The following is a 14,103-nucleotide window of genomic DNA, read 5'->3' on the forward strand; positions in this document are numbered from 1 at the left end:
CTCAGTCACGCCGGCGGGCGGTGAGGATCGCGACGTCGTCCTCGAACGCACCGTTCGCCAGGCGGGCCAGGGCCGTGTCGAGCATGTCATCGAGGGGGCCGTGCACGGGGAGTGCGGAGATAGCCTCGGGCGCTGCCATCGTCCGAAGGGGAGGGGCAGGACCATGCAAAGGCATGACTGGGTCGAAAGTGCGGGAGAGCTGTTCGAAGCGGCGATGTTCGGCGGGGACGCGTCCGCGCTGGACCAGTCCGATGCCCTGCTGGACGCGGTCGAGGCGCCGCTTTCCATGTCGCGGGGCAAGGTGCTGCATGTCCGTTTCCTGAACGACCGCGAGGAGAACAGCCAGGAACTGGTGCTGTTCGAGCGCGCGGCCGAGTTGTACGAGCGATTGGGGGACGCGTCGGGTGAAGCGGACGCGTTGTTCTGGATCGGCTGCTGGCACCAGGTGGTCAAGGGTGACGGCGTCACCGGCGAACCGTACTTCGAGCGGTCGTACGCTCTGGCGAAGTCCGTGGACGACCGGATGACGATGTCCTATGCCATTCGGCATCTTGGCTTCGCGGACAAGGACGCAGGCCATTTCGATCGGGCCCGCGAGCGATTGACCGAGTCGGTGATGCTGCGCCGGGAGATCGGCTTCAGGCCCGGGGAAGCGGCCGGCCTGGTGGCACTGGCCTACCTCGCGGCCGAAACCGGCGACCCGTCGGCGGCGTTCCGACACCTCGACGAGGCGCAGTCGGTCGCCGAGAGCTGCGGCGCCAAGGCCGTGTCGGGGTGGATCGAGCAGGCCCGGACGCTCATACGACCCTAGGCGCCGGCCGGGGCCCCCATTTTCAGTGCTGCCCAAGTGGAGCGATGTCAGCAAAGGCAGGACTCTCTCCACAATTTGTGGCCACTCTGGAGAGGTGATCGAGACGAGCCGCAGGGACCGCGCCTCCGCCATCAGCCTTTCCAAGGTGCAGGAGCGAGCGCCCGACCTGGTCAGCCTCTACAAGACGGCGGGGACCAGCATCCGTAACCACGGGCTGGAAGGGGTGCGGGCCGCGGTGTACCTCGTACTGGACCGCTCAGGCTCCATGCGGCCCTACTACGCGAACGGCACGATGCAGCACCTCGCGGAGCAGGTACTGACGCTGTCCGCCCACCTCGACGACGACGGCACCGTCCCCGTGGTCTTCTTCTCCACCGACGTGGACGGAACCACCGACCTCAACCTCGGCGGGCACCGCGGCCGCATCAACAAACTGCACGAGAACCTCGGGCACATGGGGCGCACGAACTACCACTGGGCGATGGACGAGGTCATCGACCACTACCTCGACTCCGCGAGCGAGGCGCCCGCCCTGGTGATCTTCCAGACGGACGGAGGGCCCACCAGCAGGCCCGCCGCCGAGCGCTACCTGTGCAAGGCCGCCCGTCTGCCCCTGTTCTGGCAGTTCATCGGCTTCGGCGACCCCGCCGACAACGAGTTCGCGTTCCTGCGCAAGCTCGACACCCTCGCCGTACCCGACCGCCGAGTCGTCGACAACGCCGGCTTCTTCCACGCCGGACGCACGCCAAGGAACGTAAGCGACGGCCTCCTTTTCGATCGGCTGCTCGGGGAGTTTCCGGATTGGCTCGCCGCCGCGCGCAGCGCAGGTGTCGTGTAGCAACGCCCCCAGCCCTCGGGCGACTTACGAACCCTTGTGCGAACCCGGTCCGGCCTGCTGTGTAATCTCGCTTCCCTCATCACAGGGGAGGGATAATGCGAGGTAGAACGGCCAGAGCGGCCTGGATCCTGGCGAGTGGGGCGGCGGCATTGACGCTGCTGTCCGCGACGGGGGCCCACGCGGAGGGCAGAGGGGACATCCGCGTCACCAAGACGGTCGTCAATGGGGGGAACAACGTCATCATCGGCACCTCGGCGCGCGTCAACTATCCGATCGCCATCACGATCCGGGACAACTCCGGTGTGAAGGGGCTGTCGCACGTCAGCGTGTTCAACAAGACGAACGGCTGGGGCTTCAGCGACTGGGTGGACACCCGTTGCGAGAAGAAGAGTTCCACCACGTCGGTGTGCACCGCCTCGATGATGATCGCCCCGGCGTGGCTCCCGGACAGTGTGCCCGGGGACGTGAACAGCACCGCGGGGGTCTGGCAGGTCAACGCGACCGTCAAGGCCAAGGACGGGGACTACTGGATCTCGGACCACATCGCCGAGTTCAAGATGAAGCGCGCTTCCAAGCTCACGACGGACGCCGCACCTGAGCCCGTGGCCAAGGGCGCCACGCTCACCGTCACCGGCAAGCTCTCCCGGGCCAACTGGGAGGACCTGAAGTACCACGGCTACGCCAGGCAGGACGTGAAGCTCCAGTTCAAGAAGGCCGGCGCCGCCAGTTACAGCACGGTCAAGACAGTGAAGACGGGTGACACCGGACAGCTGAGCACCAAGGTCACAGCGACCTCGGCGGGAAGCTGGCGCTGGTACTTCCCCGGCACGACGACGACCGCACGCGTCGTGTCGACCGGAGACGCCGTAGCCCTGAAGTAGCAACAGGTCGGGCGGAGTTCCAAGTCCGGGTCACGACGTACTCCGACGTGACCCGGGCGTCGGGCCCAGCCGGTCCAGTTCGCTGAGGATCGCTTCCCGCAGGGCATCGTGCCGGGGGCCGAGCCTGAACCGCTCGTCGCTCCACCGGTCGGGGGGATACAGCCAGACCGGCTTGCCGACCAGTTCGGCCGGCTCCCACTCGTACCGCGGCCAGACGTGAGCGTGCAGAAAAGGGTCCGTGTTGCCGAGAATCTCCAGGTTGACCCGCCGGAAGCCGGGGTCCAGACGCAGGCAGGCCCGCTCGACGGCCTCCCCCAGTCGGTCCATGTCCGACAGGAACGACAGTCGCTTGCCCCTCGGCAGGTCGGACAGCCGTTGGACGCCGGGATCGTCCACGAGGAGCACCGAATAGCCGGGCAGGAACTGAACGTCGCCGATCACCGCGAAGCCGGACTCAAGTCGCCGCAGCACGGTCGGGTTCTCGCCCCGCAGAGCGGCCCCGATCCGATCCGTCCGCCAGTCGCCGGTCATGAACCGACCCTACCCTTACGTGATCATGAACCGGCCCCGGGATCAGGGCGGCGGTGTCTGTCCCTCGACCTCGCGCCAGAATGCGCGAACCCGTGTGTTGAAATCCTCCGGTGACTCCTGGAAGGGCTGATGGGCCTCCCCCTCGATGATCTCGAAGTGGGCGCCGGGGACGAGGTCGGCCACGACCCGTCCGAGTCGTGGCGGTGTGGTGATGTCCTGTTCGCCGGCCAGGACGAGGGTCGGTGCGGTGATCGCGGGCAGCCGATCCAGCGTGTCGTGCCGCATGAACGAGTCCAGCTGGCGCTGGAAGGCCTCAGTGGACTGCGGGTGGGGGAAGGCGAGCGTCTCGTCGATGAAGCGCCGCACCGTGCCGTCGACGTGCGCGCGCTGCGTGTAGATCCACAGGAAGAACGCCTCCAGCGCGGCACGCTCGTCGGGCGCGGCCGTGACCAGCCAGTGCCAGGCACGGCCCATTGCGGCGAAATAGGCGTCGCCCCGTGCCCACGTACTGGTCAGGACGAGACTGCGCACGGACGCGGGGTGACGGAGCGCCAGCTCCTGCGCGATCGCGCTGCCGCCCGAGAAGCCGGCAATGTGCGCCCTGTCGATTCCCAGCGCCCGGAGCACATCCGCCGCGTCGTCGGCCATCGAAGCCACGGACAAGGGTCCGTCCGGCAACGCAGTGCGCCCAGTTCCTCGGTTGTCGAAGGCGATGACCCGGTACTGGTCCGACAGCCCTGCAAGCTGCGCCTCCCACGCCTCCACGGGATCGCCCAGCCCCGCGACCAGCAGGACATCGGGACCATGCCCCCGACTCTCCGTCCAGATCCTGGTACCGCCGGCTTCGACGTACTCGCCCATGAACACACCTCCCGCGCCATCGTCGCCCTCACCGTCCATCGATCAGCCAGCGCCGCGCCGCACCGATCCCCGACATGGCTGACCGAGCGCGCGACCAGCAGCGGCCACGACTCCCGAGGGGCTGTGTTCACAGCACCGAAGCATTCTGTTGATGGTGCGCCCGGCACCCCGTGTGGTTACCTGAATCCATGACCGTGCTCGTGACCCGCCGCCACGTTGACTACGTGCGTGTCACCACCACGGCTTGTTCCGCCGTGAGCTGACTCCGCCCTCCGGCGTTCGACCGGCCTTGTCCACCGCAACGCGCTGACTGTTCATCGCGGCCCCCTGACTTGGGCGTGGGCTGTGAGTCGGCGGCGCCCGCGGCATCTTCCCCCCCTCCCCGCTCCGCAACCACGCATCGCCGTACCCGCACCCAGGGAGAACCATGAGCCAGCCCATCGACTCCGTCACCGCAGGCCACACCCCCGAGGACGAGCCCGCCGGGCCCGACACCTCTGCGTGGTCCTTCGAGACCAAGCAGGTCCACGCCGGTGCGGCGCCGGATCCGACGACCGGCGCCCGGGCGACGCCGATCTACCAGACGACGTCGTTCGTGTTCCGGGACACCCAGCACGCGGCCGACCTGTTCTCGCTGGCCGAGCCCGGAAACATCTACACCCGGATCCACAACCCCACCCAGGACGTCTTCGAGCAGCGCGTCGCCGCGCTGGAGGGTGGTGTGGCAGCCGTGGCGCTGTCCTCCGGGCAGGCCGCGGAGACGCTGGCGATCCTGACGCTGGCGAGTTCAGGGGACCACATCGTCTCCAGCGCGTCACTGTACGGCGGCACGTACAACCTGTTCCGCCACACGCTGCCGAAGCTCGGCATCGAGGTGTCCTTCGTCGACGATCCCGACGACTTCGAGGCCTGGCGGGCGGCGATCCGGCCGAACACCAAGGCACTGTTCGCGGAGACGCTGGGCAATCCCCGCGGCAACGTGCTGGACGTACGGGCGGTCGCGGACGTCGCCCATGAGGCCGGGGTGCCGCTGATCGTGGACAACACGGTCCCGACTCCCTTCCTGCTACGGCCCATCGAGCACGGCGCGGACATCGTCGTGCACTCGGCGACCAAGTTCCTGGGCGGGCACGGCACCGCCATCGCGGGTGTCGTCGTCGACGGCGGCACCTTCGACTTCGGCGCCCATGCCGAGCGGTTCCCCGACTTCACCGAGCCCGACCCCAGCTACCACGGCCTCCAGTACTGGCCCGCGCTCGGCCCGGGCGCCTTCGCGATCAAGCTCCGGGTCCAGCTGCTGCGCGACCTCGGCCCCGCCCTTTCCCCGCACTCGGCGTTCCTGCTCCTCCAGGGCGTGGAGACGCTCAGCCTGCGCATCGAACGGCACTCAGCGAACGCCCAGGCCCTGGCCGAGTGGCTGGAGCAGCGCGACGAGGTCGCCGCCGTCCATTACCCGGGGCTGGAGTCCAGCCGCTGGTACGAGGCGGGGCGGAGGTTTCTGCCGCGCGGGGCCGGTGCGGTGCTGGCCTTCGAGCTGCGGGACGGCGTCGAGGCGGGCAAGCGGTTCGTGGACGCCGTCGAGCTGTTCAGCCATCTCGCCAACATCGGTGACGTACGCAGCCTCATCATCCACCCGGCGTCCACCACCCACAGCCAGCTGGACGCCGAGCAGCTCGCGGCCACCGGCACCTCCCCCGGCCTGGTGCGTCTGTCGGTCGGCATCGAGAGCCTCGCCGACCTCAAGGCGGACCTGGAGGCCGGGTTCCGGGCGGCGAAGGGCGCGTCCTGAACACCGTACTGACGCCGTCTCAGGTGCCCCTCCCCCCGGCCTCCGGGGCCTGGCGGGAGGGGGACCCGCCCGGGCGACGCCAGTGGTACGTCCGCCAGCATCCGCTGACCCTGGAGGCCGGAGGTGAACTCGGCCGTGTCCGGCTGGCGTTCGAGACGTGGGGGCGCCTCGCGGCGGACCGGCGCAACGCGGTGCTGGTGCTGCACGCCCTCACCGGCGACAGCCATGCGGCGGGCGTCGCCGAGCCCGGTCACCCCACGCCCGGCTGGTGGGACGGGCTCATCGGTCCCGGACGCGCCCTGGACACGGACCGCTTCTTCGTCGTCGCGCCGAACGTGCTCGGCGGCTGTCAGGGCAGTACCGGCCCGTCCTCGCCCGGCCCGTCCGGGAAGCCCTGGGGCGGCGACTTCCCTTTTCTGACTCAGCGTGACCAGGTCGCGGCCGAGGTCGGTCTGGCCGATGCGCTGGGCATCGAGCGCTGGGCCCTCGTGGTGGGCGGGTCGATGGGCGGGATGCGGGCGCTGGAGTGGGCGGTGTCGTACCCGGAACGGGTGGAGGCTCTTCTGCTGCTTGCCACGACCGCCGCGGCGAGTGCCGAGCAGATCGCCTGGGCCGACATCCAGCTGCACGCCATCCGCTCCGATCCGCACTGGCACGGCGGGCACTACCACCACACCGGCTCGGGACCCCATGCCGGTCTCGGCCAGGCCCGGCGGATCGCCCACGTGACGTACCGCAGCGAGCCTGAACTCCACCTCCGCTTCGGCCGTTTGCCTCAGGGCGCGGAGGATCCCTGGCACGGTGGGCGGTACCAGGTCGGCTCCTACCTCGACCATCACTCGGACAAGCTCGTGCGGCGCTTCGACGCGGGCAGCTACGTCGTGCTGTCCGAGGCCATGAACAGCCACGACATCGGCCGAGGGCGTGGAGGTGTAGGTGCGGCGCTAAGCCGGGTGAACGCGAGGACGCTCGTGGCCGCGGTCGACTCCGATCGCCTCTACCCGCCCTCTCAGCAGGCGGAGTTGGCGGCCGGCATCGCCTCCGCAGACGGCCTGCGGGTGATCGAATCTCCTTACGGCCACGACGGGTTCCTCATCGAGACGGAGCAGGTCGGCGCGCTCGTACGCGAACTTATCAGGGCCGGTCCCGCGCTGCGGCTGTCCAAAGAGGCACCCCCGATCCATTTCCTCGACCTACCGACATCGCACCACGCAGGAGCAGACATGACCGTCCAGGACTCCCCCACCGACATCGACGCCTTCGCCGCCGAATGGGAGGCATGGCACCGACAGAAGGACGCCTCCCTCGCCCATGAGCACGGGTTTCTCGCCGTCACCGGTCTGCACTGGCTGGCCGGCGATCCGCAGCGGTTCCCCGACGCGCCCGGCACCTGGTCGACGGGCGACGACGGCGTCACCGTCGAGCTCAGGGAGGGAGAGGAACTCGTCGTCGACGGGGTGCCCGCGCGCGGACGGCACGGCTTCGGTGTCATCCCGGAACGCGGCGGAGTCAACGCCGTATGGGGCGATGCGGTGATCGAGGTCGCCAAGCGCGGCGGGCAGGACGTCATCCGGCCGCGGCACCCCGACCACGCGCTGCGCGCGGACTTCGCCGGGACGCCGGCGTACGCACCGCATCCGCGCTGGGTCGTCGCCGGCCGGTACTTCCCCTTCGCCGAGCCGCGACCGACCACCGTGGGTGCCTCGGTCGAAGGGCTGCAACATGTCTACGACGCGCCTGGGGAGGTCCGTTTCGAGGTCGACGGCCGGGAGCTGAGCCTGACCGCGTTCAACGGGCACGCGCCCGGCAGCCTGCTGGTGCTGTTCACCGACGCGACCTCCGGCGTGACCACGTACGCGGCCAACCGCGCCCTCAACATCGACGCGCCCGGCCCCGACGGCACGGTGGTGCTCGACTTCAACCGCGCCACCAACCTGCCCTGCGCCTACACCGACTTCGCGACCTGCCCGCTGCCGCCCGCCGAGAACCGGCTCCCGGTCGCCGTCGAGGCCGGCGAGAAGATCCCGTACGAGCGGAAGCCCGCCGGGCAGTGAGTGAGGTCGCCGCCACCGGGATCAGCTCGCTCTCGTTCCTGACACCGGGCAACTTCGCGGAGGACGACCCGTATGCGGGTCTGGACGACACGCTGCGGTTGTTCGAGATCGGCGAGCGCCTGGGGTTCGACGGTGCCTGGATACGGCAGCGGCATCTGGAGCGCGGGGTGTCCTCGGCGGCGGTGTTCCTCGCCGCCGCGAGCCAGCGCACCCGGCGCATCGAGCTGGGCACCGCGGTGATCCCGATCGGCTACGAGAATCCGTTCCGGCTCGCCGGGGACCTCGCGCTCGCGGACGCGCTCTCCCGTGGCCGCCTCCAGGTGGGGTTCAGCACCGGAATGCCGCACGCGGATCTGATGGGGCATCTGGTGCACGAGGGCGACTGACGTGCCCTCGACCTGTCGTACGGCCGTATCGCCCGGGTACGCCACCATCTGCTCGGGCACCCCTTGGGCGACGCGGACACCGTCATCCAGACGCCCGCCGGTGCCCAGCGGCCGCGGCTTCAGCCGCACAGCCCCGGCCTGGTCGACCGCACCTGGTACGGGGCCGCCAGTCTGCGGTCTGCGCGCTGGGCCGGCGAACAGGGGCTGAGCATCCTCAGCGGGAACATCGTTGCCGGGGAGGGCACCGACGACTTCGCTTCCGCGCAGCGGGCACTGATCCGCGAGTACCGCGGCCTTGTCGCACCGGAGCGGCCTGCGCGGGTGGCGATCGGCCGGGTGATCGTGCCCTTCGACAGCGCGGACGCGGCGACCCGGCGGCGCTACCGCGCCTACGCGGCGAGCCGTCACGCGCGGACCCTCGCACCGCAGGGCGCCAAGCGCACCCTGTTCGCCCCCGACGTGGTGGGGACGTCCGAGGAGATCCTTGAGCGACTCGGCGCCGACCCCGTCCTCGCGGACGTGGCCGAGTTGCGCCTGGAGCTGCCGTACGAGTTCGATTTCGGCGACTACGAGCAGATCCTCCACGATGTACGCCACTACATCGCGCCGCGTCTCGGCTGGCAGCCGGCGACGGTCGCGGAGGCCGTGGCGAACTGACCGGTGTCCGCCCGGTGCACCGGCGTCCGCCGTCGGTGCACCGGGCGCGGACTCAGCCGGTGGCCAGTTCTCCGAGCAGCTTCCAGGTGCGGTGCCGGTCGGCCTCGGTCCCGAGGTCGGTCGCCGTGAACACCACCTCCGTCGCCCCCGCCTCCCGGTATCGGCGTACTCCCGCGGCGACGGTCTCCTCGTCGCCGATCAGCGCGAGGTCGGCGGCGCGGGTGGCGCCGGAGAGTTCGATGACGCGCTGGTAGGAGGGGAACCGCTCGTAGAACGCGAGCGAATCGGTCGCGGTCCGGCGCACCGCGTCGGCGTCGGCGGTGACCACGCCCGGTACGAAGGCCACGATGCGCGGTGCCGGCCGACCCGCTGCCTCGGCCGCCGCGTTGACCGCCGGGACGATGTGTTCGGCGAGGGCGCGAGGGCCTGCCAGGTAGGGCAGGATGCCGTCCGCGAGTTCGCCGGATACGCGCAGTGCCTGTGGTCCCATGGCGGCGACCAGGACCGGCACAGGCGGTTCGGCGCCCGGCACCGCGGCGGGGAGCGGTGTGCCCGCGCTCAGCAGCTCTCCGCGGAAGTCGGTGCTGCCCGTTTCGAGGAGGGGGCGCAGGGCGATGAGGAATTCACGGAGCAGGCGGATGGGTCGGTCGTACGGGATGCCGAATCCGGCTTCCGTCAACTGCCTGGTCCCGAGGGCGAGTCCGAGGTGATAGCGGCCCGCAGTCGCCGCCTGTGCGGTCTGGGCCTGGCTGGAGACGATGAGTGGATGGCGGCCGAAGACGGGTATCGCCGCGGTGCCGACATGCAGGCCGGGCACCTCGCGACCGACGATCGCGGCCAGCGAGGGCGAGTCGTAGGTGAAGGTCTGGCCGAACCATGCGGATCGCAGTCCGGCCTCATGAGCTTCACGCGCGAGCTGCACGGTGGCGTCGATCCCGTTGTCGAGAGGTAACGCTGCTCCAATGGTCATAGCTGGGGCAACTGGCGTGCCGGCGACCGGCATTCCGAGTGCCGTATGACAAGTTTGTGGCCGCGGCGAGCAGCGGTGGGGCCCGCCGTTCGGAAGCCGAGTGTTCGGTGGAAGGCGATCGACCCCTCGTTGGTGACGGAGGTGATCGCATTGGGCGACCAGACAGGTCGCGCCGAATTCCCTTACCAGCACCGGCTGGTGAAGGCCACGCAGAGGCAGGAGGGCCTGCGCCGAGCTGTCGGTCGGTTCGCTGCGACGCGTTCCAGAAAGTGGACGCGTGTTGGCCCTGAGCTGCGGCTGCTGTAGAAATGGGCCTCATGAATTCCGAGCTCTTGGTGCGACGCCTGGTCATCGACCTGTGCCGACGCCCGGGCTCGTGTTGTTGCTGATCTGACTTCTCCTTTCTGACGCGCCCTGCCGTGCGGTGATCTCACCCGCATCGGGGCGGCGGTTCACGTGTCCTCGCGCAGGGCGCGCTCCCCCTTCTTCGTTCGCCATCACCCTCGCTCGGGGCCCGGCCGTCGTTGTTGGTCGACAGCGGCTGCTCGCATCCCGGCGTCCACGGAGGACCCCTCGTGTCCACAACCCCGCCTGTTTCCAGGGCTCATGACGTCACGTCAGCCGACACGCCCCGTCGATCTCGTACGTCGGCCGGCAGTGCCTGGGTGCGCCTGCGCCATGTCGCACTGCCCGTCGGGTCGCTCCTGCTCTTCCTCGTGCTGTGGCAGCTGCTGGCGGCGAGCGGGACGTGGAGCGAGACGCTGGTTCCGTCGCCCGCGAAGGTGTGGGACGCGTTCGTCGACGTCTCGACCACGCATGACGGCGTACGCGGATACAACGGCACCACGCTCGTCGAGCACCTCGGCATCAGCCTGCGTCGCATCGCGCTCGGCGCGGGTATCGGCATCGCTGCCGGGGTGATCTTCGGGCTGCTCATGGGCACCGTCGGCTGGGTGCGGTCGCTGTTCGAACCCTGGATCACGTTCCTGCGGACGCTGCCGCCGCTGGCGTACTTCTCACTGCTCATCATCTGGCTGGGCATCAACGAGGAACCCAAGGTCACACTGCTGGCCGTGGCCGCGTTCCCGCCGGTGGCGGTGTCGACCACCGCCGCCGTGGCTGCCGTGCCCAAGTCTCTGATCGAGGCTGCCCGTGCCCTCGGCGCCTCCCGGTGGGATGTCGTCCGTGACGTCGTCGTCCCGTCCGCGCTGCCCGAGACACTCACCGGCGTCCGGCTCGCCGTGGGAGTGGCCTACTCCTCCCTCGTCGCCGCCGAGTTGGTGAACGGCCTTCCCGGCATCGGCGGCATGGTCAAGGACGCCGCCAACTACAACAACACCCCCGTGGTCGTCGTCGGCATCATCGCCATCGGCGTCTCCGGCCTGATCATCGACGGCCTGCTGCTGCGGCTGGAGCGCACGGTCGTGCCCTGGCGCGCACGCACATAGCCCCCGCCTCCCTCCGCACCGACACCCCCTTCACACAGAAACGGCTCCCCCATGTCCCGTGACCCCCGAGGTCCCTCCCGACGTCTCCTCCTCGCCGGCGCGCTGGCCGCCGTGTCCGCCGCCGTCACGGGCTGCTCCTCGGACAGCGCGGCGTCCTCGTCCGGCGGCGCCAAGCGCCTGCGGATCGGCTACTTCGCCTTCCCCAGCGGCGACTTGCTGGTGAAGAACAGAAAACTGCTGGAGAAGGCGCTCCCGGACTACGACATCTCCTGGATCAAGTTCGACTCCGGCGCCAGCGTCAACCAGGCCTTCATCGGCAAGTCCCTCGACATCGCCGCGCTCGGCTCCAGCCCGTTCGCCCGCGGGGTGTCCGGCAGCTCGCCCATCCCCTACAAGGTCGCCTGGATCCTCGATGTCGCCGGCCAGAACGAGAGCCTCGTGGCGCGCAAAGCCAGCGGCATCACCGACGTCGCCGGGCTCAAGGGCAAGAAGATAGCCACGCCCTTCGCCTCCACCTCGCACTACAGCCTGCTGGCGGCGCTGGAGGCGGCCGGTCTCACGGCCTCCGACGTCCAGCTCATCGACCTTCAGCCACAGCCGATCCTCGCCGCCTGGCAGCGCGGCGACATCGATGCCGCCTACGTCTGGCTGCCGACCCTCGACGAGCTGCGCACGACCGGCACCCAGCTCACCAGCAGCAAGGAGATCGGCGCGGCGGGCAAGCCGACCCTCGACCTGGCCGTGGTGTCGGACGACCTCATCGCCCGGGATCCCGAGGCGATCGACGCCTGGCGCAAGGCGGAGGCCGAGGCGTTGCGCCTGCTCAAGTCCGATCCGGACGGGGCGGTCAAGGCCGTCGCGGCGGAGCTCAACATCAGTGCGGCGGATGCCGAGGCGCAGCTTTCGCAGGGCGTGTTCCTCACGCCGGAGCAAGTGGTCTCCGCCGACTGGCTGGGCACCGACGACAAGCCGGGCAAGCTGCTCACGTACGTCACGGACACCGGCCGGTTCCTGGCCGAGCAGAAGCAGATCGACGCCGCGCCGTCCCAAGACGTCGTCCGCAAGGCGTTCTACCTCGAAGGGCTGGCCGATGTCGTCACGTGAGATCACGGCGGCCAAGGAGGCCGTGGACGAGGTGGACACCGCCTCCGCCGGCGCAGTCCGTCTGGACCGGGTCACCCACCGGTACGGCCGAGGCGGCGAGGCCTTCACCGCCGTCGGGCCGGTCGACCTGACCGTGCCGTCCGGGGAGTTCCTCGTCCTGGTGGGTGCCTCCGGCTGCGGCAAGAGCACGCTGCTGCGGCTGATCGCCGGCTTCGAGCGGCCGACGCAGGGCTCGGTGCGGGTGTCCGGCACCGAGCCTCGGCCCGGGGACACGGCAGGCGTGGTGTTCCAGACGCCGCGGCTGTTCCCGTGGCGGACCGTGCGGGGCAATCTCGACCTGGCCCTGCGGTACGCGGGCGTCGATCGTGCCCAATGGCCCTCGCGGCGGGCGGAGTTGCTGGCGCGCGTCGGCCTGGAGGGCACCGAGAAGCGGCGTATCTGGGAGATCTCCGGCGGTCAGCAGCAGCGCGTCGCCATCGCCCGTGCTCTCGCCGCCGAGAACCCGCTCATCCTGCTCGACGAACCGTTCGCCGCGCTGGACGCGCTGACCCGGGAACGGCTCCAGGAGGACGTCCGCCTGGTGACCGAGCGGACCGGCCGGACCACGGTGTTCGTGACGCACTCGGCAGAGGAGGCCGTGTTCCTCGGCTCCCGCATCGTGGTGCTGACCAAGAGCCCTGGGACCGTGGCCCTGGATCTGCCGATCACGCTGCCACGCGGCGACATCGAAGCCGAGGAGCTGCGTAATTCCCGCGAGTTCGCCGAGCTGCGCGCGCAGGTCTCCCACGCCGTCAAGTCCGCCGCGGCGGCCTGAGTCCCGGCTCCCAGGATCACGACCTACAGACTGGACACACTCATGAGCATCATCAGCGAGCGGCCGCCCACCACGCCGACACTTCCGGTCGTCGAGCTCGGCCCTCATTTCGGTGCCGAGATCCACGGCATCGACCTCGCCCGCGTCGACGACGACCAGGTCCTGGCGCTGCGCGAGGCACTCGTGGCGTACAAGGTGCTGTTCGTGCGCGGTCAGCACGGACTCGACGACGCGGCGCAGATCGAGTTCGGCAGACGCCTGGGCGAGGTCACCGTCGGGCATCCGGTCCACGACTCCGGTGACGTGGCGCCCGAGGTGTACTCGCTGGACAGCCAGGACAACGGATTCGCCGACGTGTGGCACACCGATGTGACGTTCGTCGAGCGGCCGCCGGCGATCTCCGTCCTGCGGGCCGTGGTGCTGCCGCCCAACGGCGGCGACACCAACTGGGCCGACAGCCAGCTCGCCTACGAGTCGCTGTCGCCGGGCCTGCGGGACTACGTCGACACGCTCACCGCGGTCCACGACGGCTCCCGCGAGTTCGGCTACTACCTCGCCCAGCGCAGGAAGGGCCGCGGCAATCTGTGGGAGGGCGAGGTGGTCACCCACCTGACCCCGGTGGAGCACCCGGTGGTGCGCGTGCACCCCGAGAGCGGTCGCAAGGGCCTGTTCGTGAATCCTGGCTTCACCTCGCACATCGTGGGTGTCTCGGAGCACGAGAGCCGGGGCATCCTCGACATCCTGTACGCCCATCTCACCAAGCCCGAGCACGTCGTACGGCATCGCTGGCAGCCGGGGGACGTCGCCCTGTGGGACAACCGCAGCACCGCCCACTACGCCAACCGCGACTACGGCGACCGGCGTCGCGTGATGCACCGCATCACCCTGAGGGGCGACACTCCGGTCGGCCCGGCCACCACGGCGCCCCGCTGACTGATCCGGGGCCCGGCATCGGCCGT

The 14,103-nt window shown here is 69.9% G+C and carries 15 protein-coding genes and 1 pseudogene; 12 read left to right on the top strand and 4 right to left on the bottom strand.

Annotated features, from left to right (window positions below):
- Position 1: 1 nt before the first annotated feature.
- Positions 2-139 carry a hypothetical protein gene (locus CP983_RS43725; protein ID WP_167537627.1) on the bottom strand — a complete coding sequence of 46 codons (138 nt, stop codon included), beginning with the start codon at positions 137-139 and terminating at the stop codon, positions 2-4.
- Between the two features lie 24 nt (positions 140-163).
- On the opposite strand from CP983_RS43725, the gene CP983_RS01055 reads away from it, so the two are divergent.
- The 3 genes from CP983_RS01055 to CP983_RS01065 all read left to right on the top strand — a co-directional run bounded on the left by CP983_RS01055 (position 164) and on the right by CP983_RS01065 (position 2,530).
- Positions 164-811 (top strand): tetratricopeptide repeat protein, encoded by a 648-nt coding sequence (locus CP983_RS01055; RefSeq protein ID WP_150498146.1) that lies wholly within the window; start codon positions 164-166, stop codon positions 809-811.
- A 94-nt stretch (positions 812-905) separates the two neighbouring features.
- Complete coding sequence (locus CP983_RS01060; protein ID WP_150498147.1) at positions 906-1,649, top strand: vWA domain-containing protein; 744 nt, start codon at positions 906-908, stop codon at positions 1,647-1,649.
- A 95-nt stretch (positions 1,650-1,744) separates the two neighbouring features.
- The gene (locus CP983_RS01065; protein WP_229914598.1) at positions 1,745-2,530 is read left to right on the top strand and encodes a hypothetical protein; all 786 of its coding nucleotides are present in this window, start codon (positions 1,745-1,747) and stop codon (positions 2,528-2,530) included.
- Positions 2,531-2,560: 30 nt separating this feature from the next.
- Here the strand turns inward: CP983_RS01065 and CP983_RS01070 are convergent, their stop codons facing one another.
- Both CP983_RS01070 and CP983_RS01075 read right to left on the bottom strand, forming a co-directional pair.
- A complete protein-coding gene (locus CP983_RS01070; RefSeq protein ID WP_150498148.1) occupies positions 2,561-3,061 on the bottom strand; it encodes an HIT family protein in 501 nt (166 codons plus the stop codon).
- 42 nt (positions 3,062-3,103) lie between these two features.
- Positions 3,104-3,961, bottom strand: coding sequence for an alpha/beta fold hydrolase (locus CP983_RS01075; protein ID WP_244364946.1), 858 nt, complete (start codon positions 3,959-3,961; stop codon positions 3,104-3,106).
- Positions 3,962-4,349: 388 nt separating this feature from the next.
- On the opposite strand from CP983_RS01075, the gene CP983_RS01080 reads away from it, so the two are divergent.
- From CP983_RS01080 to CP983_RS45035, 5 genes and pseudogenes are all read left to right on the top strand, one after another.
- Positions 4,350-5,711, top strand: coding sequence for a bifunctional o-acetylhomoserine/o-acetylserine sulfhydrylase (locus tag CP983_RS01080; RefSeq protein ID WP_150498149.1), 1,362 nt, complete (start codon positions 4,350-4,352; stop codon positions 5,709-5,711).
- A pseudogene (gene metX, locus CP983_RS01085) lies at positions 5,708-6,856 on the top strand (homoserine O-acetyltransferase MetX); the annotation flags it as partial. The gene CP983_RS01080 and the pseudogene metX, both read left to right, overlap by 4 nt.
- Positions 6,857-6,934: 78 nt before the next feature.
- On the top strand, positions 6,935-7,765 hold the full coding sequence (locus CP983_RS43730; RefSeq protein ID WP_167537863.1) for a DUF1684 domain-containing protein: 831 nt from the start codon (positions 6,935-6,937) through the stop codon (positions 7,763-7,765).
- A complete protein-coding gene (locus CP983_RS45030) occupies positions 7,762-8,151 on the top strand; it encodes an LLM class flavin-dependent oxidoreductase (protein ID WP_308436531.1) in 390 nt (129 codons plus the stop codon). Before CP983_RS43730 ends, CP983_RS45030 begins: the two co-directional genes overlap by 4 nt.
- A gap of 63 nt (positions 8,152-8,214) precedes the next feature.
- Positions 8,215-8,808 (top strand): hypothetical protein, encoded by a 594-nt coding sequence (locus CP983_RS45035; RefSeq protein ID WP_308436532.1) that lies wholly within the window; start codon positions 8,215-8,217, stop codon positions 8,806-8,808.
- A gap of 52 nt (positions 8,809-8,860) precedes the next feature.
- Here CP983_RS45035 and CP983_RS01095 read toward each other — a convergent pair whose 3' ends face one another.
- Positions 8,861-9,778: a TIGR03564 family F420-dependent LLM class oxidoreductase gene (locus CP983_RS01095; protein ID WP_150498150.1), complete on the bottom strand. Its 918-nt coding sequence runs from the start codon at positions 9,776-9,778 to the stop codon at positions 8,861-8,863.
- A 575-nt stretch (positions 9,779-10,353) separates the two neighbouring features.
- On the opposite strand from CP983_RS01095, the gene CP983_RS01100 reads away from it, so the two are divergent.
- The 4 genes from CP983_RS01100 to CP983_RS01115 are packed head-to-tail and all read left to right on the top strand — an operon-like array spanning position 10,354 to position 14,077.
- The gene (locus tag CP983_RS01100; protein ID WP_373309775.1) at positions 10,354-11,226 is read left to right on the top strand and encodes an ABC transporter permease; all 873 of its coding nucleotides are present in this window, start codon (positions 10,354-10,356) and stop codon (positions 11,224-11,226) included.
- 51 nt (positions 11,227-11,277) lie between these two features.
- Positions 11,278-12,330, top strand: coding sequence for a taurine ABC transporter substrate-binding protein (locus CP983_RS01105; protein WP_150498151.1), 1,053 nt, complete (start codon positions 11,278-11,280; stop codon positions 12,328-12,330).
- Positions 12,317-13,144 (top strand): ABC transporter ATP-binding protein, encoded by an 828-nt coding sequence (locus CP983_RS01110; protein WP_150498152.1) that lies wholly within the window; start codon positions 12,317-12,319, stop codon positions 13,142-13,144. Before CP983_RS01105 ends, CP983_RS01110 begins: the two co-directional genes overlap by 14 nt.
- 42 nt (positions 13,145-13,186) lie before the next feature.
- The gene (locus CP983_RS01115) at positions 13,187-14,077 is read left to right on the top strand and encodes a TauD/TfdA dioxygenase family protein (protein WP_150498153.1); all 891 of its coding nucleotides are present in this window, start codon (positions 13,187-13,189) and stop codon (positions 14,075-14,077) included.
- The last annotated feature ends 26 nt before the right edge of the window (positions 14,078-14,103 follow it).

The organism is Streptomyces chartreusis (assembly GCF_008704715.1).
In the GTDB taxonomy this organism is placed as follows: Bacteria; Actinomycetota; Actinomycetes; order Streptomycetales; family Streptomycetaceae; genus Streptomyces; species Streptomyces chartreusis.